The sequence below is a fragment of the Streptomyces nymphaeiformis genome (assembly GCF_014203895.1).
Taxonomy (GTDB): Bacteria; Actinomycetota; Actinomycetes; order Streptomycetales; family Streptomycetaceae; genus Streptomyces; species Streptomyces nymphaeiformis.
Map to the genome: position 1 here is coordinate 260,151 of NZ_JACHJY010000013.1, position 18,015 is coordinate 278,165.

The window sequence follows — 18,015 nt, forward strand, 5'->3', positions numbered from 1 at the left end:
CTCGCGGACGTTTGGCCTACATCTCCTCGCGGACCTTCCGCGCGTGCGCCAGAAGTTCGGCGGCCCGTTCCTCCCAGGCCGCTGCCTTCGCCGGTCGGTAGCGGCGCACCTGCTGCCGGAACTCCTGAAGGACTTCCTGGGTTCCGGTCTCGTCGCCGTCCACGGCGTACGCGGACGCCCAGCTGAGGTGGGCGTCGAACCAGCGCTCGGTGAGCTCCGGCTGGTCCCGGTCCGTGGCCAGGCGCCCGTAACTCTCGACGGCCTGACGGAATCCGTGCCGGGCGGCCGCGCTGCGTGCGCAGCTCAGTGAGGTCACCCCCAGGGGGAGCCCCGTCTCGACGAGGGGGTACTCCACCACCTCCTCGCCCGGGTGCGCCGGCCAGCCAGTCGAGGATGCCGGAGGAGTTCTCCAACAGCTGGCTCGCCTCCCACGAGGAGCCGAGCTGGAACAACTCCAGCCCCGCGCCATGACGCGCCTGATGCCGGTCGAGCTGGAGCTCCAGGGGACAGTGATCCGCCTGGACATCGATCATCTGCCCAGCGGAGCCACCCCGAAGCCGGTCTGGCTGTGGTGGTCGGGCACGGACGCCAGTGAAGCGGACAGCGACCGACTCTGGCAGGCGTACCTGCGTCGTTTCGACATCGACCACCCCGCGGCCCCGCCGCACAGGTTAAAGATCAAGCTAGGGTCTGTTGCGAAAGTGGATCAAGGATTTCCTTTGGGAAATGCCTGATCCGTCCAGCCTTGCGACAGTCCGAGATGGCCTGACCGCAGGACCTCGCGCTGGCTGGCCCCCCAGAGCTCCACCTGGTCGGCGGAGTCCGTGACGGACTGATCCGTGGTGTCGATCAGATGGGTGGACCATCGTCGGTCACTGGCGGTCCAGTCGGTCCAGCGGTCCCAGGCCATTTCGGGCCAGCTGTCGTCGATGATGACGTCGGGCCGGTGCCGGGGGTCCTTGGCGTGCTCGCGGTGCCAGTCGGCCCAGCCGAGGAAGGCTTCGACGGCCGGAGTGTCCCAGCGGCCCGGATCGCGCTCGGTGAGCCTGCGGCGCCGGATCTCGTCGGACACATCGACCAGGCACACCGCGATTCCCTCCAACAGCGGTGCCGAGGGAACGGCCAGGACCTCACCGAGCGGAGACTGGCCGGTCAGCAGCAGATCGAGTCCGCGTCGCTGGTACTCCAGCGCACGGCACACCCACATCTCGGTCGTGCGGTTCCGCCAGATCCGGTCCGCGTCGTCCGGAACGCCGAGTTCGTCGAAGTCGTGCACGGCGATCCCGCCGAGCCGTTCACCCATGCCACGGGCAATGGTGGTCTTCCCCGAGCAGCTGGAGCCCGTCAGTTTGAACAGCACCCGGCCGGAGTGGCAGGTCACAGCTGTATATTCCATGTCTTTCCCGGCGCTTCCAGGGCTCCCGCGCTGTCTTGGTCACAGCCATTCGTTGATGGCCGCGACCAAGACCGTCGCCTCGTAGCGCACGGCGAGCTTGTCGTACCGCGTGGCTACCGCACGGTGCCGTTTCAGACGGTTGATCCCGCACTCCACCGCATGCCGCCGCTTGTAGTCCTCCCTGTCGAAGGCCGGTGGTCGACCGCCCCGGGAACCGAGCTTCTTGCGGTTGCGGACCTGGTCGGCCCTCTCCGGGATGGTGCACCCGATCCCGCGTCCGCGCAGGTAGGAGCGGTTCACCCGAGAACCGTAGGCTTTGTCAGCACGGACCCTGTCGGGTGTGGTGCGTGGCCGGCCCGACCCGGTGCGCGGGACGTGGATGCGTTCCGGGACGAGCTGGAACTGCGGGCTGTCGTGCCGGTGTCCGGCGGTGATCAGCAGCGACAGTGACTTCTGCCCTGCTCGGCCACGAGGTGGATCTTCGTGGTCAGACCGCCGCGGGAGCGTCCGATACCGTGGTCGTCCGGCTCGGTGTCGACCCCACCGGGCGGCTCGCGCTGCAGATCCCTTTTTTACGCGCGCCAGCCGCGTGCTGGTGGGCGCGGCAGACGGTCGAGTCCACGCTGACATCCCAAGTGATCAGGCCTTTCGCGTCGGCCTGGACCTGCAGCTGCTCGAAGACCTGCTTCCACGTGCCGTCGCGCTGCCACCGGCGAAACAGGTCGTAAACCCGGTCCCACGGACCGTACCGCTCGGGGACGTCTCGCCAGGGCGTGCCGGCCCGGGTCCGCCACCGTATCCCGTCGATCAGCTGCCGATGCGTCCACGTGCGAGGCCTTCCCGGCTTCTTCCCCGTCGGCAGCAACGGCTCCAGCCGAGCCCACTGCCGGTCCGTCAGATCCCCTCGCGCCACGCCATGATCATCGCAACTCAAGATCCACTTTCGCGACAGGCCCTACTTCCCGAGCGAGCGGGGGATGGTCTCGCCCACGGCAAGCCGACCCGGGGCGGCAGGAGAGTGCTCCCCGCGCCTTGCGGGGAGGGGTCTCTTCGGGCCCTGTGAAGCCTCGTTCCTGCTCTCCGCTCCCTGCTCCCTGGGCCCCTGAGACCGTCCCCGCTCCTCGCTCGAGTGGGGATCCCAAGCGCGTGTGCATGTTCCTGGAACACATGTGCTGCGCGCCGGACTTGCGGGGGATGGTCCTCGCTCGGAGAGCCGTGACCCGGGGTCTCTCGTTGTGCGGTGTCTCCTCCCTGGCTGTGCTTTCCGCGCCATGATGACCCGGTCCGTAAGCCTTCCACGCTGATCCGGTTGCACCGCGCTCTGCACGCCTGCCTGCGGGACGACGCGGTCACCGAAGTCCTCGCCGTCGTCCGCCCCCCTGGACGTGGCGTACCCGCAAGCTGCGGCAGATCGTCCACGCCGACTTCACCGACTACACCGCGATCCAGGACCAGTTCACCGGCCTGGACACCTGCTTCTACTGCCTCGGCATTTCCGCCGTCGGCCGCAGCGAAGTCGAGTGCACCCGTGTCACCTACGACTACGCTCTGGCTGCCGCACGCGCCCTGATCGCCGCGAGCCCGAACCTGACCTTCGTGTACGTCTCCGGCGAGGGAACCGACCCCAGCGGCAAGAGCCGGCAGATGTGGGCCCGTGTCAAGGGCCGCACGGAGAACGACCTCCGGGCGCTACGCATGACCGCGTACATGTTCCGTCCCGGCTTCATCCAACTGGTCGACGGCACCGTCTCCCGGGCCCCGCTCTACTGTGCCACCGCAGTCCGGCCGGACAGCTAGGCCCCACCGTCCTGCGCACCCCCGACATCACCCCCCCGCAGGCGATGCGTCAGACCTGCTGCCCTGTCGCGTTGGGCTTGTCTGTGGATCTTGCGCTGCGCTGCGGGGTTGCCAGGTTCGATGAGAACGCTCGGCCCGGGATGCTCAGTGCATCTGGTTTCTGCGGAATCCACGGCGGGCGCGTGATCACCAGGGGACGACGCCGTCGTCCTCGAAGAACGAACCGGTCGGGCCGCCGTCGGGCAGCGTGGCGAGCCGGATCGGGGTGGCTGCGCCCTGTTCAGGAGTGCGGGGCCCTTGGAAGCCTGTGAAGTCGGTCGCGACCAGGCCCGGGCAGGCGGCGTTGATCAGGATGTTCGTACCGGCGAACTGTCGGGCGTACTGCACGGTGAGGGCGTTGAGGAACGACTTCGACGGCGCGTAGGCCGCCATGATCGGGCCGATCTCGATGTCCGGGTCCGATTGCCGGGTCAGGGAACCGACGCTACTGGAGACGTTGACGATGCGTGGCGAGGGCGAGCGCCGCAGCAGTGGCAGCATCGCGTTGGTGACCCGGACGACACCCATGACGTTGGTATCCACGACCGTGCGGAGCACCTCCAGATCGAGCGCGGTCGGGTCCTGCACCCACCCCGGGTCCATCTCGCCCGAGATGCCGGCATTGTTGACCAGGGCGTCCAGGTGCCCGGCCAGCCGTTCGATCAGTTCCGCGGCATCAGAGACGCTCTGGTCGTCGGTCACGTCCAGCGGTACCCCGAACGCTTCCACGCCGACGGCGCGCAGCTTCCCGACGGCGGTTTCGCGTCGGGCCGCGTCGCGGGCTCCCACGCCCACGCGGTACCCGAGGCTGCCCAGCCCGGCCGCGATCTCGTACCCGATGCCCTTGTTCGCGCCTGTCACCAGCGCGATCATCGTTTCGCTCATGCTGATGATGTTGGCTCGCGGACGAGTGGCGCGGCCAACACCGATACGGTGCCCTGTGATACCTGCCGGGTATCACCGCGTATGCTGCGGCCGTGGACACCCTGGAGACCCGCGAGTTGAGGTACTTCGTGGCTGTCGCCGAGGAACAGCACTTCGGGCGCGCCGCAGAGCGCCTCGGCATGGCCCAGCCGCCGCTGTCGCGGGCGATCCAGCAGCTCGAACGGCGCCTCGGGGTCTGCCTGCTGCAGCGCAACCGCCGTGGTGTCCGTCTGACCGGTGCCGGAGAGGTGCTGTTGCACGAGGGCCGGGCGGCCCTCGACGCGGCCGCTGCCGCTGCTCGCCGCACCCGGCGCGCCGGCGGTGCCGACAGCCCTGGCGGCCCCCGCGGTCGGCTGGTCCTTGCGGTGAAGGCCGCCGCGTCGCACGAACTGCTGCGGAAGCTCCTCGACGCCTACGCGGCCGAGCCCGGCAGTGCCGAGATCGAGGTGCTGCTGTGCGGTGTGGGCGAGCAGGAAGAGTTGCTGCGCGACGGACGTGCTGATGTCGCGCTCATGCACACGCCGTGGAACTCCCTCGCGGGGTTCGACAGCGAGGCACTGGCGACCGAGGGGCAGGTCGCCGTCCTGCCTGCCGGGCACCCGCTCGCCGCCCGCGAGACCTTGTCCCTGGCTGATGTCAGGGACGTCCCCGATCTGCCGCTCGCCCGCTGGCCCACCCACGGCACCTACGCACCCGGCCCGGGCCCCGAGATCCACAACCAGACGCAACTGGCTCAGCTGATCGCTCTCGGACGCACCGTGGCGGTCGTCCCCGACTCCGCCCGCTCCTGGCTGTGGGCCGAGCACACGGCCGTCCCCTTGACCGACGCACCCCCCGTCGTGACCCACATCGCCTGGCCCGCGCACAGCCGCTCCCTCGCCCTGGCCGGCCTGGTCCGCGCGGCCGCACGGCTATGACCAGGTCCTTGCCCCCCATCGGCCACCACCCGGGACAGCTCAGACGCCACCAGGGTCGGTGACCGGCGCGGGATCGAGCCCGGCGAGTGATGGGGCGTTGCGGTGCGGGCCGACCTGGAGCTGCTTAGCCTTCTGGTGCGGCAGGGGGCTATGTGGGGGCGTTGCTGTCTGGGGCTGGGGTGGTCGAGAGTCGGCAGGGGCGAGTGCCGTGGCCATTGGCCGACCCGTGCCATCCGTATCGGATGTCGGGCGCGGCTGAGCGGGAAGCGTCAGGCCGGGGGGCAAGGGCGGGGCTCAGCGGACCAGTTCCGTCGCCAGCAGGTCCATCAGCAGGCCGTCGTGCCAGGTGCCGTCCGCGCCTCGTTCGTACTGGCGCATCACGCCGACGGCCCGGAACCCGACCTTCTCGTAGCAGCGGATTGCGGCCGCGTTGTCGGCCGCCGGATCGATGACGAGCCGGTGGTATCCGCGGTCGTCGACGAGGTGCAGGGTGAGCGTGCGGACGGCGTCGGTGCCCAGGCCCCGGCCGTGCACCGACGGGTCGAGGAAGAGGTCGATGCCAGCGTGCCGGTACCCCGGGTCCTCTTCGGAGTACCACTGGATCATGCCGACGATCCGGCCGTGGTATCGGATCGTCAGACAGCGGGTGGAGGGGTCTTCCAGGTCGGAGACGACCTCCCCGGCCAGGTCGTCCTCGCCGAGCCATCGCGCCCGGACCTCGGGCGTGGCCCGGATGGCGGCCAGAGCGGGGACATCCGCGAGGGTGGAAGGACGTAGGACGACATCAGCACCGTACAAGTCGCTCATGATGCCCAGCCTGCCTCAGGACATGGCTGCTGTGCAGCTGCCGAGGGCTCCTGGACCACGGGCAGGAGCGGGGATGCACTCTGTCTCCGCGGGGTACTCGGCCGTGGCAGGGCAGCGGTCGCGTTTCCTCCAGGCCTGGACGAGAGCGTTGAGCTGCTCCCGAGACCGAGGGCAGCGCTGTCACTCGAGCGTCGCGGATTCGAAGGCGTGGATGGCTTCATGTGGGATGCGGCCCAGCAGCAGAGGCTTGAGACGCTCTGGTTCCGGTTCCGGCCTCGTCTTGGATTTTCATGCTGTGGTTGACGGGTCGGCTCGCTGCTTGGCAGTCGACACGGGGGAGTGCCGAGGCGGGGGCGGGGCCTGTGCATTGAAGAGGCAAGCAGGTAGGCCCAAGGTTCACGGCATGGCGGCGCCCACCGCCAGCGCCGGTGGGTGTGGGCTCCGGCCCGACAAAGATTATGGACGGATGTCCAGGTATCATGGTCACCTGTCTATGATCTTAAGGGAGTGTGCCTCATGAACGTGACGGCGAATGTGCTGGTCGCGCTGGTGGCCGTGCTGCACGCGTACATCCTGGTTCTCGAGATGTTCCTGTGGGAGAAGAAGCCGGGCCGCAGTCTTTCCGGCTTCGATGCGGACATGGCCCGGGCCACCGCCCCGCTTGCCGCGAACCAGGGCCTCTACAACGGGTTCCTGGCCGCCGGGCTGGTCTGGGGTCTGATCGCAGGGGATCCGACGGGGTTCCGGGTCCAGGTCTTCTTCCTCTCCTGCGTGCTCGTCGCCGGGCTGTACGGCGGCTTCACCGCCAACCGGCGCATCTTCATCGCCCAGGCGCTGCCCGGGGCACTGGCACTGGCCGCCGTCCTGCTCGCCCGGTGACCGGTATGCAGGCAGATCCCCGTACGGCACGGACCCGGGCCAAACTGCGCCAGGCGCTCCTGGAGGAGTGCGCCCTTCGCCCCCTGGGAGAGATCAGCGTCGCAGCGCTGGTGCGCCGGGCGGGAGTCGGCCGCGCGACGTTCTACCTCCACTACGCGGACCTGGAGGCGCTTGCCGTCGACGCCTGCGCCGATGTCGTCCGCGAAGCGGTGGACGCCCTCCACGCGTGGCGCGGTTCGCCCGATCCCGCGACCCCGCCGCCGGCCCTGCCCGCCTTCTTCGAGAGTCTCGCCCCGCATGCGGGCCTCTACCGGGAGCTGCTGCGCCCGGGCGGGAGCGGCCCCCTCGGTCACGTGCTGCACCAGGACCTGCGCGCCCGCAGCCGCACAGAGCGCACCTTGGCAGGCGCGCCGGAGCCCGACCTGGTCGCCTCGGCCGTGGCGGCAGCCTTCGCGGGGGTTCTCGCCGACTGGCTGCACGGCCTCATCGAGGCCACACCCACCGAGATCGCACAGCGGGTCTGGCGCCTGCTCGTCAACCTGCACCGCACCCCTTTGCCCTGACGCAGACCTCCTGCTCCCCGCGCCCGCGGGCCTCGTGCTGCCGCCGCCCGTCACGGCGAACGCGCGTGCGTTTTCCACGGCACTGGCGCCGTCGGCCGCGGTTGGGTTTTGGGCTCTGGGGCGGGGTGGATCTGCGGTCTCGGTCTCTGAGGAACCACAGGCAGAAGTGTTGTCCGTCGAGAACTGTCTGGCGCAGGTTCTGAAGCTTGCACGTGAACTCTTCGGTGACCGCACCCTGCGACAGTCGCGGTGCTTCTTTGAGGAGTGTGGCTGCCTGGCGGCCGTTGAAGGCAGTGTCCGCGTACGGCAGCAGGTGGCCCGGCATTGTGGACGGCGACTGGTCGAGAGCGGCCAGGTCCGGCCCCCAGACCGCACCATGCTTGGCGCGGGCCTCGATCGTGCCGGCCTCGCTGCGGACCTGGAGATGGATCACGCTTTGACTCTGAGGTCCCAAGACATGCAGGACGCCCCCTTGGAAGTCCGTTGTTCCGGCTTCCTTTGTCGGTGTCCCAGGAGTGCGAGTGGGTTTGTCAGAGGCGTCGGCTAGCTTGCGGGCCATGGGAAATTCAGGTGGGTCTTTGACGACCCGGTCCACGTCCACGGGGGAGCTGATCCGGCTGATGCGGGCAGCGGGGTTCACGGGTATTGACGAGTCGAGGGTGTTGGCGGAGGACTGGCAGGTCACGGATTTTGCCGAGGCGGGACGCCGCAGCCTTGCGAACCTCGTGCAGAGTGTGGGGGCGCCGGCCGTGATGGTGTCCTTCCTGGACAGTGATGTGGGGTTCGTCGAGGCCCTCACACCGGACGGCAACGGCTGGGAGGGTCTGCTGAACCGGGAGACGGCGAAGAGCTACGAGATACCTCTGGAGCGCTTTCCCGTCGAGTCCGCCGTGGCCGGCGCAATCGCTTGGTCGGTCGTTGCCGGACTGACGCCTGATGAGGAAGCCGTCCGGCAGGCGCTGACCGGGTCGGCCCTGTTCGCGGAAGAGCTTTCCTCAGCCCTCCTGGTCGCGCTGGGGCTGCCCGACGCAGCCTAGCCCTCGCAAGCCCAGGACCTGGGGAATGAACGCGATCGTCCACGAGGCGATGCGTCTCGAGGCTGCGCCACGAGGCTGAGGGGCCGTCTGCTTCCCGCACCCGCGGGGACGGCCCCTGCTTGTCTGTGCCGGTGCCGTTCAGGGGGAACTGCTCCCCACACGCGAGGGGCCCTGGCCGATTTCACGGCTCTGACAGGGGTTCCGTGAAGGGCCAGGTCGTCTGAGCGGAGGTGGTCGGGATCCGGCGCCCCGCATCGGCAGGTCGCTACCCGGCAGCCACAACCGGGCCGGCGGTGACCTGAGGAGCGTTCGGGAGCAGCGGCGCGAGGTTGTCCCTGACGAAGTCCGCCGCCCGCCTGATCGACTCCTCGGCCCCGGTTCGGTCTTCGAAGACGCTGGTGGAGACCATCACGCCGCCTCCGGCGTCCACCCAGTAGTAGGCCACGAAACCGGGGACTCGGCGAAGAAGAGGCACGAACCCCTCGTCCACTCGACGTCCTGCCTCGGCAGAGTCGGTCACTCCGTCGTAGCGCCGAATTACTGCGTACATAGCTGATCCCCTCATGGATCCCAAGGTCACCTTGCGCGAAACGACATACCCCCACCGAGCGGGACTCGCTCGGGGGACGTCCGGACGCGACCTGGATAGACGCACCGGTGATCTGAACCGGTGATCCGGACCGGTGACCCGTATTCGGATCACGGCCTGGGTGAATGCGGGTGTGTCGCCGGCCCGGCCGGGTGCGATCAGGTACGTGTGCGGGCGGCGACGGCTGCCCGCGGTGAGGTGGATCTTGGCGGTCGAGCCACCGCGTGAGCGCCCGAAGATTGGTCGTCTGGCTCGACGGCCGGAGCTCCTTCTGACGGGTCATGGCGGCGGCGTGCTGATGGGCGTGGACGACGGTCGACTCGGCCGTGCCGACCCGGCCGAGTTCGCAGTCGGCGCCGGCCTGGGTGGGCAAGGCGGTGAAGTCCTTCACCCAGGTGCCGTCGGCGGTCCGCTTCCGCTGCCGGTGATCGGCGCCCTTCGCTGATCCGAAGTGCGCCGGCAGGGCCATCCGCGGCGTTCCCGGTGCCGTACTCGAACGCGATCGGGTCGATCACCTGCCGGTGATCACGCCACCGCCCACCCTGCCGAGGCGTCCGGTCCGGCAACAGCAGCCCGTTGAGTGCACCCCCTGGGCATCACTCGACGACACACGTCAAGCAACGATCAGTCGATCCGAAGGAACCGGCCCGTCGTCGGCAGGCTCGTCGATCGGCCAGGCGATCTCCAGGCGGTTGTCCGGGTGGTCCGGTGTCCCGGTCCACCGGCGGTAGACCATCCGCGCCGGGCCCGCGAAGGCGAAGCCATGCTCGGTGATCCAGTCGGCGACGGCGTCGTACGCGCCGAGGATCTGCGGGAACGCGGCGGCCGCGCCCTCGACCTGCGTGCAGGCAAGGGTGCTCTCGGGCAGCTCGCGCACGCTCATGCCCTCGGGCAGGTCCGTGGGCTGCGCGCCGTCCTCCCAGAACGGCAGGCAGGCCTCGACGAGCGTGTCGTTCTCGTCGTCGCACACCCCGTGGAAGCGGACGAAAGCGGGCCCGGTGAAGGTGAGCGGGCCGCGGCCGGCGACCTCGTACATCTCCTGGTACGCGCCGCGGAGGAAGGCGTCGAGTCCGGAGTTGTCCAGGGTCGCCCCGCGGACGAGGATCCGTTCGGCGGCGCCCTGGCGGACGGTGACGCGGTGGGTCATCTCTGCTCCTTCGGTCAGTCGGCTCAACAGGCTGTGGACCACGGAGCGCTGCACCTCCAGCCGCCGCTCGGCCGCCCGCAGATGCGCCTGCAGGGCGGCGGCGAGTTCCTCCTCGCCGCCGCCGAGCAGTCGGCGCACCTCCTCGACGGGGATGTCCAGCTGCCGCAGCGCCCTGATCGACTGCGCCGTACGCACCTGGTCACGCCGGAAGTACCGGTAGCCGCTCACCGGATCGACGAACGCCGGCACCAGCACGCCACTGGCGTCGTAGTGTCGAAGAGCGGTGACCGAAAGGCCGCTGGCCTGCGAGAACTGCCCGATCGGCAGCAGGTTTCTCCTGTCCACGGCCCTGACTGTGCCGTCTCGCGTTACCCGAGAGTCAAGTCCGTCCACGCGATGACGGCTTCACCGCCATCGCGTGGCGAGAAGCCTCAGGACTGGTCGCCGGTGCCGAGGGCGTGTTCCTTGAGGAATGCGCCCGCGTGGGCCGCCGCTTCTTCCGGGGTCGCGTAAAGCGTCCCACCGGCGGCCGTGCCGGATGCTCCATCAGCGCCCATGCCTGTCCAGCACCAACCACCGGAAGGTGACTGCGACAGTTCGGCGGTCCCTCCAAAGAGCGCAAGCGCGCTCTTGCCCGCGGTCACGGGTGCTGGGCGGCTGACGGCGTTCGGCCACTTCTTGCGGGCACCCTGCCGGGTGATGCCCCAGACGGCTCCCAACTGCTCGTAACTTGCGCCGTAGGAGCCGGCGGTTGCTGCCGCCCGCGCCGTCAGCTGCCTGACCTCGACATCCATCACCTTCCAAGCGGCCAGGACGGACAGCGCCACTTCGACAGGATCCGCTTCCCACATACGGTCCGCGGGCAACCCGGTCTCCCGGGAACGGATGGCCAAGGCCAGGGGATTCAGGGCGTCGTACAGGGCTTTGTCGAGCTCTGCCTGCTCTTCTGGGGTGATCTCAGAGACCATCATGCGACAACTGTAGTTTCCAATGTCGTTTATGTAAACCAAAGTTGTCGAACTGTCTCGGTCGTACCTCCAGCGCATCAGGGAGAGGGGCTCTGAAGCGTGTTGCAGAAGGTGGCGTCCGGACAGGTCGAAACCGGGTCTGTGGCCGGTCCGGTCATGCGGCGAGGGCGAGGTTGTGTATGCGGGCGACGGTTTGGGCTGTGTGGCGGAGGCCGTTGCCGTACTCGCGGCGGTCGCGGAGGATCTTGTAGTGCTTCATGCGGGTGAAGGTGTGCTCGACGCGGCCCCTGATCTGTCGATGTTGGTGCTGCCTGCCTCCTCGCCGGGCAGCAGGGCTCGTACGGGGCGTTTGTTGTGCGGGACGACAAGGCCAGTGTTGATGGGGGTGCCGTCGGCCAGCACGGTCACGGCTTCGCAGCGCTGGGCCAGGCCGGAGTTCCGCCAGGCCCTTGCGTGGGCATCGGCCGTGCCGTGGCGATCACTGGTCTGGTGTCGGCATCGAAGATGCCCCGCACGTTCGCCGAGAACCGTGGTGGCGCGAGGACGCTCGGTCGTGCGGTCGCGGACCGGGACGAGGGCACCGTGTACGATCCACAGTCGCTCGATCGCATCGTTAGGACGTGAGGCCGAGCTCGATCGCGAGCAGCGGCCGCGGCGGCTGAATGACCCTGCAGACCGCTGCCGGCGAGCAGCAGAACAGCGGCGCGAGCTGCCGCCTCGTGAGGTTCGTCCGCGTATCCAGCGCTTGGCGAGCGAGCGCTACCTCGAACTGGTGGCACGAGCCGACCTGGAGGTGATTGAGGACGACGCGTTTCACCGGCTGATGGATCCGGCACGATCATGGTGATCGGGTCACGTCTCACCGACCCGTGTGGCATCGACCCGCTCGGCCGCTTCTACGGAGAGAGTTCCATGCCCTGGATGAGCATCACCCGCTTTTCTAACCCGCCCGGCCCCACGCTCCGGCGCCGGTCCCTGTGAGCACCGCTGCTGACTTGCCCGAGTCGGAAGACGTTCCCGAGCCTGTCCGTCCCCCGGTCGAGTTCCTCGACGCCTGCGGGCTGGTCTTCGGCGAGCGGCCGACGCCGGTCCTGTCCCCCTGGGAGAGACGTGAAGTGGACCGGCTGTGGGAGCAGACGACGGCCCACAACCCTGCCACGTTCGACGGACCGCTGGTGGCGGCTCTCGGCCTCGACCAGCCCGGAGACGGGAGCCTGATAGTCCGCTGGGCGCCCATGACGTACCGCTACCGAGCCCTGCGTCGGCTACGGCCGCCTGAGCAAGTTCCCGGGTCTGTGTTCGTCACCGCTCTCCTGCCCACCGAGGACGGACTCGTGGTCGGACGTGGGTCTCCCGCCACAGCGGCGCCCGGCCGGTGGAGCCTGCCGGGCGGTGCGGTCGAACCTCCCCTGGCCGGCGAGCCCCTGAACATGGCAGAACTACGCAGACACGCCGCCCGCGAGCTGGTCGAGGAGACCGGTGTACGCGTCGCAGTCGAGGAGCTACGACTATGGGCCCTCACCAGGGGCAACCGGTTCGGCAGCCTCGGCTTCCACTTCCTCTGCCCGCCCCAGCCTGGGGCGCAGGTACGCCTCCTGCACGCGGATCTGTCCGTCGTGCAAGCAAGGTCCGGTTCGGGGCCGGAGCTCGATGAGATCGCCTTCGTACCGTCACAGGCGGCAGCGGGTCGCCTCGGTCTGACGGCGGACTACCTGCCTCAGGTGCTCGACCGGTACTTCACAGCCTGACCTGGGCGACACCGCGCACCTGGACTGCCCGCCCGCCAGCGCCGTCACGCGCGGCTGATCGCCGCCGCGACGTCGGCCGGGCGGGGAAGTGCGGTTGGGGTGGTCACGGTCGTCAGGCACGTTGGATGCCGTCGGTGTTCCGAAGCAGCCCTCTCACGCCGCCCTGTGTCTGTACGACGAGCGCGTCGCCGTCGTCCCCCACGGCGAGATACCAGATGCCCGGATCAAGGATGGTCAGTGGTATCAGCCTGCCGTCCTCCCCCTGGAGTGCCCGGGGCGCGGGCACGCCGAACCAGAAAGGCTCGAATGGGAGGGGGGCGATGCGTCGGAAGCCCGTTCGGGCATGGACGGGAATCCGTGAGCCTGGAGGTACGGAGGCATGGACTTGCCTAGAAGGCCTTCGCTCTCCCCGACAAGATTGGAGTTCATCCTGGATGCTGCTTCCTTCACCATGTCCAGGAGGACGCCAGGCTCCTGTGCCGGCACGGCTCCGTCGTGCTGCTGGAGGAGTACTCCGCGAATCCGTGTGCTGGCCTCGGTGAGTCCTGCCCGTGCCACCCAGGAGCGGGAACCTCTGTCAATGGTGTAGATCGACTCAGTGGCAGGTAGCCGACTTCGTCGACCACGAGGACGTGCGGTCGCAGGTAGGTATGTAGTGTGCGGCCCAGGCTGTCGATGGAGTCGGCGGTCTGGGCTGAGCGCGCTGCGCTCCTGGTGACGCTGAGGGTGATGCGCCGTGCCCCACCTCCCCACATTTCGGCGTAGGCGGGGCACGCCGCGGGGCGTCAGGACACGACGCGCAGGTGGGTCGGCCAGCCGAACTCGGGGCGGTCGAAGAGTCGGAACATCTTCTTGATGTCATCCGGGTTCAGCTTCACGCAGCCGTTGGACTTGTAGTCGCGGGCGCCGTCCCAGCGGCGGGATTCGGTGGTGCCCTGGCTGCCGTCACGGTTCATCTCGGAGTGGATGAACATCTCCGTACGCTTCAGGGTGCCCTGGGAGCACTTCATGTCCTCGAGGTAGACGGCGTAGCCCTTGATGAGATTGCCGTTGTACGTGGTGGACTTGAGCTTGATCTTCCAGTTGCCGTTCGGCAGCCAGCCCCTGGCGCGGGCGCAGTCGTCCTGGACGCCGACGCCCGAACCGGCCCGGTAGACGGCCCACGGCGTGTTGCTGTCGCCCTTGTAGACCAGGAGCCGGGAGTCGGTGGGGTCCTTCGGGTTCTTGTCGAAGACCAGCCTGGTCGCTCCGGCCGGCGGCGGTGCCTGGGCGGGCCCCTGTGCGGCGGCGGCCGGAGCCAGGGCCAACGCGGTCGCCAGGACTCCGGCGATCACAATGCCGCGCAGGTGCGGTCCGTTGCTGCTCATGTTGTTCCCTCGTGCATTCCGCGCGGCTGGGTGGGGTGCCCCGGCCGCGCTTGTGTGGCGTGTGGGTGCTCTCGTGACACGTGGCTGGGGCGGGCCGGGCGACCCGCCCGGGGCGCGCGGTCAGGCGATGGCCAGACGTGCGTCCACGTTCTTCGCCTTGAAGGTGTAGGAGAAGTTCTTGCGGACCCCCGAGCCGCATGCCTCGGGCCGCGCGGGAGGGTTGTCGCCGGCGTGGATGCGGATCAGGGCGCACTTGGCGTCGGCGCGGGTGTCCTGCACCCAGCCGGCGATCGTCATTCGGCTGTCCGAGCAGCGGATGCTCCAGCTGGCCGAGGCCCCGTCGATGACCGGGGACGCGGAGGTCCCGCAGCCGGCCGCGCTCGCCGGGCCGGCGGTGCCGAGGGCCAGTCCACCCGTGAGGACGGCGGCCGTGAGTACGGAGGTGATGGTCTTGCGGACAGCGGACATGGATGACCCCTTCGGGTGGCGTGCTGACAGGAAGCGGACCGGCACGAGAGCACCCGGACGTTCGCCCACCGCGAGGGTGGGCTGTCCCGGGGGTACCGGCCGCACAACCAGCATCACCGGGGCGCCCGGGTACGGGAAGACGAACCCGGGCGTTTACCGAGGCGCATCAATGCACACTGCAAGGCATGGCTCTGACCTGGAGTTATGCCTCTGTGCATGAGGACTGCACGACCCGGACGGCGCCCCGGCCCCTCTCGGAGGGGAGCTCACAAAGGAGTGGAGGGTAGCGGGCTCGTACCCCTCTGGTAGGCCGGTGCCTTGACGGGAGGGAGCTGTTTCACCAGCAGAGCCAGCCAGGTGTCCGCGTTCACCCGCCCTGTCGCGGCGAGGCCGTGAGTGCGCTGGAAGAACTTCAGGTCCTGGACGGTCGCTGCTGTGAACTTCCCCGAGACCGCGGTGCCGCCCTGGCCCACGTTGTTCAGGAGCTCCTGTACGGCCCGTACCTCGAAGGCTCCGGATCCGTGCTCGACCACCTTCACCAGCTCCGGCCAGGTCAGCGGGCCCACCTTGCCGTCGACCGGGAGGTCGTGCCGCTGCTGGAAATCCATTACGGCGTCCCGGGTGTCCTGTCTGAAGAAGCCGTCGGCCAGCACCTTGTACCCGTGCGCGTTCAGCAGGTTCTGCAGGGCGCGAGCGCGGCTGAACTGGTCCTCCTCGCCCATGCGCAGCAACGGCCACTCGTACGGTGCCTCGCTCGCGGAAAGGGCGCCGGTCGCACCAGTGTCCGTGGCCTTCGGGCCGGGGGCGGAGAGCCGTTCGTTGACAAGCGCTCCGGCGGTGAACGCCAGCATGATGGCCGCCGCGACCAAGGCTCGCCGGAGCCAACGGGAAGGCTGCCGACCGGATGTGTCATTGAGGCCGTCCGCGCCGAGATCGTCGGAGGGATCGGAGGGATCGGAGGGATCGGAGGGATCGGAGGGATCGGAGGGATCGGAGGGATCGACGGGATCGGAGGGATCGGCGGGATCGGCGGCCTGGTCGGCCGTGGAATCGGACCCCTGCTTCCTGCCGTTCTCCCGCAGTGCCGTCCGGCACAGCGTCCGGGCCCGCTCGAGTTCCGTCGCCGGTGCGCCTAACTGGGTGTGAAGGATCTCCACGACCCGCGGGGGAGCGGTCGAGAGGTGTTTCGGGTTCAGATAGCGCGAGAGCGTCGTCTGGTCGATGCCGAGCCTCGCGGCCAGGGCCTGTTGCGTCGGCCGGGTGCCGCCCGTCGTACTCCCGGCCTCCTCCCACCAGCGGCGCATCAACCGGGCCAGCTGTGGTCCCGCGCTCCGTTCCTGTTCCTGGTCCTGGCCGCCCCGTACGTGTTCCATGTACGTGTCTCTCCCTGTCGTCATGCGGAACAGCCGGCCTCCGCTTCGGCTGCATGGCGGCATAACAGCAGGTCAGGTCTGTGCATGACGGCAGGCGCCGATGCCTCGGTCTCAGCGGGGCTGATCGTAACGACGCGGTCGTGGTCCCCGGAGCAGGCGCTTGCGGCGCACTGGTGTCGCCCGGGTGGCCCGTGGCCGCGCGGCGAAGCCGCCCCCGCTCTCGGGCAGAGCCAAGGCTGGCGGGCCGGGTTCACCCGGACGAGTAGGCGGGCAGCGCATTCCGGAGCGGTGATTCACCCGCATGAGCGACGCACAGCACGGCCGAGGCCTGCCCCGGCTGTCGAGGAGGCAGACCGGCCGGCCGCTGGGATCACGACGCGGCGGGGACGGTGTCTTCGAAGGCCGTGCGCGTCGAGCGATAGGCGGCGACCATGGCGGATACCTGAACCGGGATCAGGACCTGCTCCTTGATGCGGAGGACGTTCGAGGGCTTGCCCCAGCCGCCGTTGGGCAGATGCTCGAAGCCTCACTCGGCGGAGTCGTCGACCATGGGGGCCTTGAGGCTGTCGATGGTGAAGAACGTCTGGACGACGCAGTCGCCGTCCGGGCCGGACAGCGGCGCATCGGAGGCCCATCGCGCCCAGCCCGATCTAGGAGACCTCCAGGCTGCGCAGCTTGATGTACCGCATTTCGCCCTCTCCGGTTCATGGTGCTGCCGACCCCCTTCGCCCCTCTCGCTTGCGGGGCCCATTGTGTTTGGTCGAGGCCGGCGGCCAGTAGGTTCGTGTGGTGGATGGTGAGGCGGGGCTGTAGGGGGTGTGTATGGGTGATGGCGAGGTCACGGTCAGGCTCACGGGTGACGAGGCATTGGTGCTGTCGCACTGGCTGGAGAAGGTCCAGATGACAGACCTCAGTCGCGTTGTCGATGATCCGGCGGTGTGGGTGGCGATCCATCGGATCGCTGGAACGCTCGACAAGGAGCTTCCTGGGCTGTTTGCGTCTGACTATGACCAACGACTGGAGGCCGCCCGTCAGCGGCTCCGGCCGGAGGACTGATCGACCGGTGCCGGTTGGGGTTCGTAGCTCTCCGATACGGGCGGCCAGCTGATCTGTTTTGGCAGTCCTCTTGTGGGGCGACCGGGGTAGGAATGCAGGCGGTGGTTGGCATGCGAAGGCGCCGACATCAGGGTGGATGTCGGGGTTTCAGGGACGAGCGTGTGGGTGTGCTGAACTACCCGTGGGGGGCGGCTGAGTGAGGCTGTCTTTCGGATGCTTCCGAGAGCCACGTTCGCCAGACGTGACGTGTGTTAGGGGTCTCGGGGCGAGCGAGTAGCCAGAGGACGTAGCCGGCGTGAAGCCGCGCCCATGGGTTGTCCGACGCGGCGGCTTTACCGAGCCTGAGGCGGAGATCCTCGCAATCGACTGCTCGTGCGACGCGTACGTACTCGCGGTCCTTGCAGCGATAAGCCCGCTGGACGACGACCTCGACGAGATCGATGAGCTTCGCCCTGGTCGGCTGATCGTGGTCGGCGACGGCCATGCGGCGGATGAGCGACTGTTTCGTACCCCACGTCTTTGCATGCTCTGTCCACTCGCGGGGGAACCGCGCTTCCCACTCCAGAAAGAGAAGAGCGTAAGGCAGACCCGGTCCGCGGGCACCCTCACCGTGCCACAGCCCTTCGGGCAGGGAATGGCTGCGCATGTCTCTGTACACTTCGCGCGCCCGTCTGAAAGCCGGCTCCTGATACTGCGCCTCCGGCCCCAGTGGCCTGGTGAGGTGCCATAGTTCGTTCCAGCGCTCGAGAGCTGCCCAGGTGTTCCTCCTGGCCCCGTCCAGATGCGCGAGCGCTGCCGCCCGCGCCGCAGGGTCCTCGGCTATGAGGCCGAACGCCCAGCCCAATGGGTCTGCCGCACGATCGGGTGACATCTGAAGTGGCTTGCCCTGTGGGGCAGGTGGGAAGGATGTCGCTGTGCCGAAGCCTTATCCGGAAGAGTT

At 68.7% G+C, this 18,015-nt stretch carries 17 protein-coding genes and 3 pseudogenes; 8 read left to right on the forward strand and 12 right to left on the reverse strand.

Features of this window, described 5'->3' with window-relative positions:
- Window positions 1-16: 16 nt before the first annotated feature.
- Window positions 17-358, reverse strand: coding sequence for a hypothetical protein (locus tag GGE06_RS37410; protein ID WP_147321132.1), 342 nt, complete (start codon window positions 356-358; stop codon window positions 17-19).
- Window positions 359-497: 139 nt separating this feature from the next.
- Here GGE06_RS37410 and GGE06_RS42140 point away from each other — a divergent pair.
- Window positions 498-650, forward strand: a pseudogene (locus tag GGE06_RS42140) (NF041680 family putative transposase); the annotation flags it as partial.
- A gap of 56 nt (window positions 651-706) precedes the next feature.
- On the opposite strand, the gene GGE06_RS37420 reads toward GGE06_RS42140, so the two are convergent.
- Window positions 707-1,381, reverse strand: coding sequence for a DEAD/DEAH box helicase family protein (locus GGE06_RS37420; RefSeq protein WP_221518938.1), 675 nt, complete (start codon window positions 1,379-1,381; stop codon window positions 707-709).
- A 54-nt stretch (window positions 1,382-1,435) separates the two neighbouring features.
- Window positions 1,436-2,309 (reverse strand): annotated as a pseudogene (locus GGE06_RS37425) (IS5 family transposase).
- A 683-nt stretch (window positions 2,310-2,992) separates the two neighbouring features.
- On the opposite strand from GGE06_RS37425, the gene GGE06_RS37430 reads away from it, so the two are divergent.
- Complete coding sequence (locus tag GGE06_RS37430) at window positions 2,993-3,193, forward strand: hypothetical protein (protein ID WP_184932887.1); 201 nt, start codon at window positions 2,993-2,995, stop codon at window positions 3,191-3,193.
- Window positions 3,194-3,379: 186 nt separating this feature from the next.
- Here the strand turns inward: GGE06_RS37430 and GGE06_RS37435 are convergent, their stop codons facing one another.
- Window positions 3,380-4,117 (reverse strand): SDR family oxidoreductase, encoded by a 738-nt coding sequence (locus GGE06_RS37435; protein WP_184932888.1) that lies wholly within the window; start codon window positions 4,115-4,117, stop codon window positions 3,380-3,382.
- Window positions 4,118-4,209: 92 nt separating this feature from the next.
- On the opposite strand from GGE06_RS37435, the gene GGE06_RS37440 reads away from it, so the two are divergent.
- Window positions 4,210-5,073 (forward strand): LysR family transcriptional regulator, encoded by an 864-nt coding sequence (locus GGE06_RS37440; protein ID WP_116163714.1) that lies wholly within the window; start codon window positions 4,210-4,212, stop codon window positions 5,071-5,073.
- Between the two features lie 294 nt (window positions 5,074-5,367).
- Here GGE06_RS37440 and GGE06_RS37445 read toward each other — a convergent pair whose 3' ends face one another.
- On the reverse strand, window positions 5,368-5,880 hold the full coding sequence (locus tag GGE06_RS37445) for a GNAT family N-acetyltransferase (protein WP_184932889.1): 513 nt from the start codon (window positions 5,878-5,880) through the stop codon (window positions 5,368-5,370).
- A 516-nt stretch (window positions 5,881-6,396) separates the two neighbouring features.
- Here GGE06_RS37445 and GGE06_RS37450 point away from each other — a divergent pair.
- From GGE06_RS37450 to GGE06_RS37460, 3 genes are all read left to right on the forward strand, one after another.
- Entirely contained in the window at window positions 6,397-6,759 is a 363-nt protein-coding gene (locus tag GGE06_RS37450; RefSeq protein WP_116163718.1) for a DUF1304 domain-containing protein, read from the forward strand.
- Window positions 6,760-6,764: 5 nt separating this feature from the next.
- Window positions 6,765-7,322: a TetR/AcrR family transcriptional regulator gene (locus GGE06_RS37455; protein WP_116163720.1), complete on the forward strand. Its 558-nt coding sequence runs from the start codon at window positions 6,765-6,767 to the stop codon at window positions 7,320-7,322.
- Between the two features lie 578 nt (window positions 7,323-7,900).
- Entirely contained in the window at window positions 7,901-8,359 is a 459-nt protein-coding gene (locus GGE06_RS37460; protein WP_184932890.1) for a hypothetical protein, read from the forward strand.
- Window positions 8,360-8,624: 265 nt separating this feature from the next.
- Here the strand turns inward: GGE06_RS37460 and GGE06_RS37465 are convergent, their stop codons facing one another.
- The 3 genes from GGE06_RS37465 to GGE06_RS37475 form a co-directional block, all read right to left on the reverse strand.
- Window positions 8,625-8,849: a hypothetical protein gene (locus GGE06_RS37465; protein WP_312883437.1), complete on the reverse strand. Its 225-nt coding sequence runs from the start codon at window positions 8,847-8,849 to the stop codon at window positions 8,625-8,627.
- A gap of 712 nt (window positions 8,850-9,561) precedes the next feature.
- Window positions 9,562-10,440: a MerR family transcriptional regulator gene (locus GGE06_RS37470; protein WP_184932891.1), complete on the reverse strand. Its 879-nt coding sequence runs from the start codon at window positions 10,438-10,440 to the stop codon at window positions 9,562-9,564.
- An 86-nt stretch (window positions 10,441-10,526) separates the two neighbouring features.
- Window positions 10,527-11,066 (reverse strand): hypothetical protein, encoded by a 540-nt coding sequence (locus GGE06_RS37475; RefSeq protein ID WP_181924753.1) that lies wholly within the window; start codon window positions 11,064-11,066, stop codon window positions 10,527-10,529.
- A 1,232-nt stretch (window positions 11,067-12,298) separates the two neighbouring features.
- Between GGE06_RS37475 and GGE06_RS37480 the strand changes: the two genes are divergently transcribed.
- Entirely contained in the window at window positions 12,299-12,811 is a 513-nt protein-coding gene (locus GGE06_RS37480) for an NUDIX hydrolase (protein WP_246532993.1), read from the forward strand.
- 785 nt (window positions 12,812-13,596) lie between these two features.
- On the opposite strand, the gene GGE06_RS37485 is transcribed toward GGE06_RS37480, so the two are convergent.
- The 4 genes and pseudogenes from GGE06_RS37485 to GGE06_RS43075 form a co-directional block, all read right to left on the reverse strand.
- Entirely contained in the window at window positions 13,597-14,178 is a 582-nt protein-coding gene (locus tag GGE06_RS37485; protein WP_116163734.1) for a L,D-transpeptidase family protein, read from the reverse strand.
- 120 nt (window positions 14,179-14,298) lie between these two features.
- Entirely contained in the window at window positions 14,299-14,646 is a 348-nt protein-coding gene (locus GGE06_RS37490; RefSeq protein ID WP_184932892.1) for a hypothetical protein, read from the reverse strand.
- A gap of 266 nt (window positions 14,647-14,912) precedes the next feature.
- Window positions 14,913-16,019: a peptidoglycan-binding protein gene (locus GGE06_RS37495; protein WP_184932893.1), complete on the reverse strand. Its 1,107-nt coding sequence runs from the start codon at window positions 16,017-16,019 to the stop codon at window positions 14,913-14,915.
- 370 nt (window positions 16,020-16,389) lie between these two features.
- A pseudogene (locus GGE06_RS43075) lies at window positions 16,390-16,647 on the reverse strand (hypothetical protein); the annotation flags it as partial.
- Between the two features lie 194 nt (window positions 16,648-16,841).
- Between GGE06_RS43075 and GGE06_RS37500 the strand changes: the two are divergent.
- Window positions 16,842-17,075 carry a hypothetical protein gene (locus GGE06_RS37500; RefSeq protein WP_184932894.1) on the forward strand — a complete coding sequence of 78 codons (234 nt, stop codon included), beginning with the start codon at window positions 16,842-16,844 and terminating at the stop codon, window positions 17,073-17,075.
- Window positions 17,076-18,015 lie beyond the last annotated feature (940 nt).

What these genes read in the sequence shown, in the direction of transcription:
- GGE06_RS37450 (WP_116163718.1), top strand. Translation starts at nt 6,397, where the DNA reads ATGAACGTGACGGCGAATGTGCTGGTCGCGCTGGTGGCCGTGCTGCAC.
- GGE06_RS37485 (WP_116163734.1), bottom strand. Translation starts at nt 14,178, where the DNA reads ATGAGCAGCAACGGACCGCACCTGCGCGGCATTGTGATCGCCGGAGTC.
- GGE06_RS37480 (WP_246532993.1), top strand. Translation starts at nt 12,299, where the DNA reads ATGACGTACCGCTACCGAGCCCTGCGTCGGCTACGGCCGCCTGAGCAA.
- GGE06_RS37455 (WP_116163720.1), top strand. Translation starts at nt 6,765, where the DNA reads ATGCAGGCAGATCCCCGTACGGCACGGACCCGGGCCAAACTGCGCCAG.
- GGE06_RS37490 (WP_184932892.1), bottom strand. Translation starts at nt 14,646, where the DNA reads ATGTCCGCTGTCCGCAAGACCATCACCTCCGTACTCACGGCCGCCGTC.
- GGE06_RS37435 (WP_184932888.1), bottom strand. Translation starts at nt 4,117, where the DNA reads ATGAGCGAAACGATGATCGCGCTGGTGACAGGCGCGAACAAGGGCATC.
- GGE06_RS37445 (WP_184932889.1), bottom strand. Translation starts at nt 5,880, where the DNA reads ATGAGCGACTTGTACGGTGCTGATGTCGTCCTACGTCCTTCCACCCTC.
- GGE06_RS37495 (WP_184932893.1), bottom strand. Translation starts at nt 16,019, where the DNA reads ATGGAACACGTACGGGGCGGCCAGGACCAGGAACAGGAACGGAGCGCG.
- GGE06_RS37500 (WP_184932894.1), top strand. Translation starts at nt 16,842, where the DNA reads ATGGGTGATGGCGAGGTCACGGTCAGGCTCACGGGTGACGAGGCATTG.
- GGE06_RS37475 (WP_181924753.1), bottom strand. Translation starts at nt 11,066, where the DNA reads ATGATGGTCTCTGAGATCACCCCAGAAGAGCAGGCAGAGCTCGACAAA.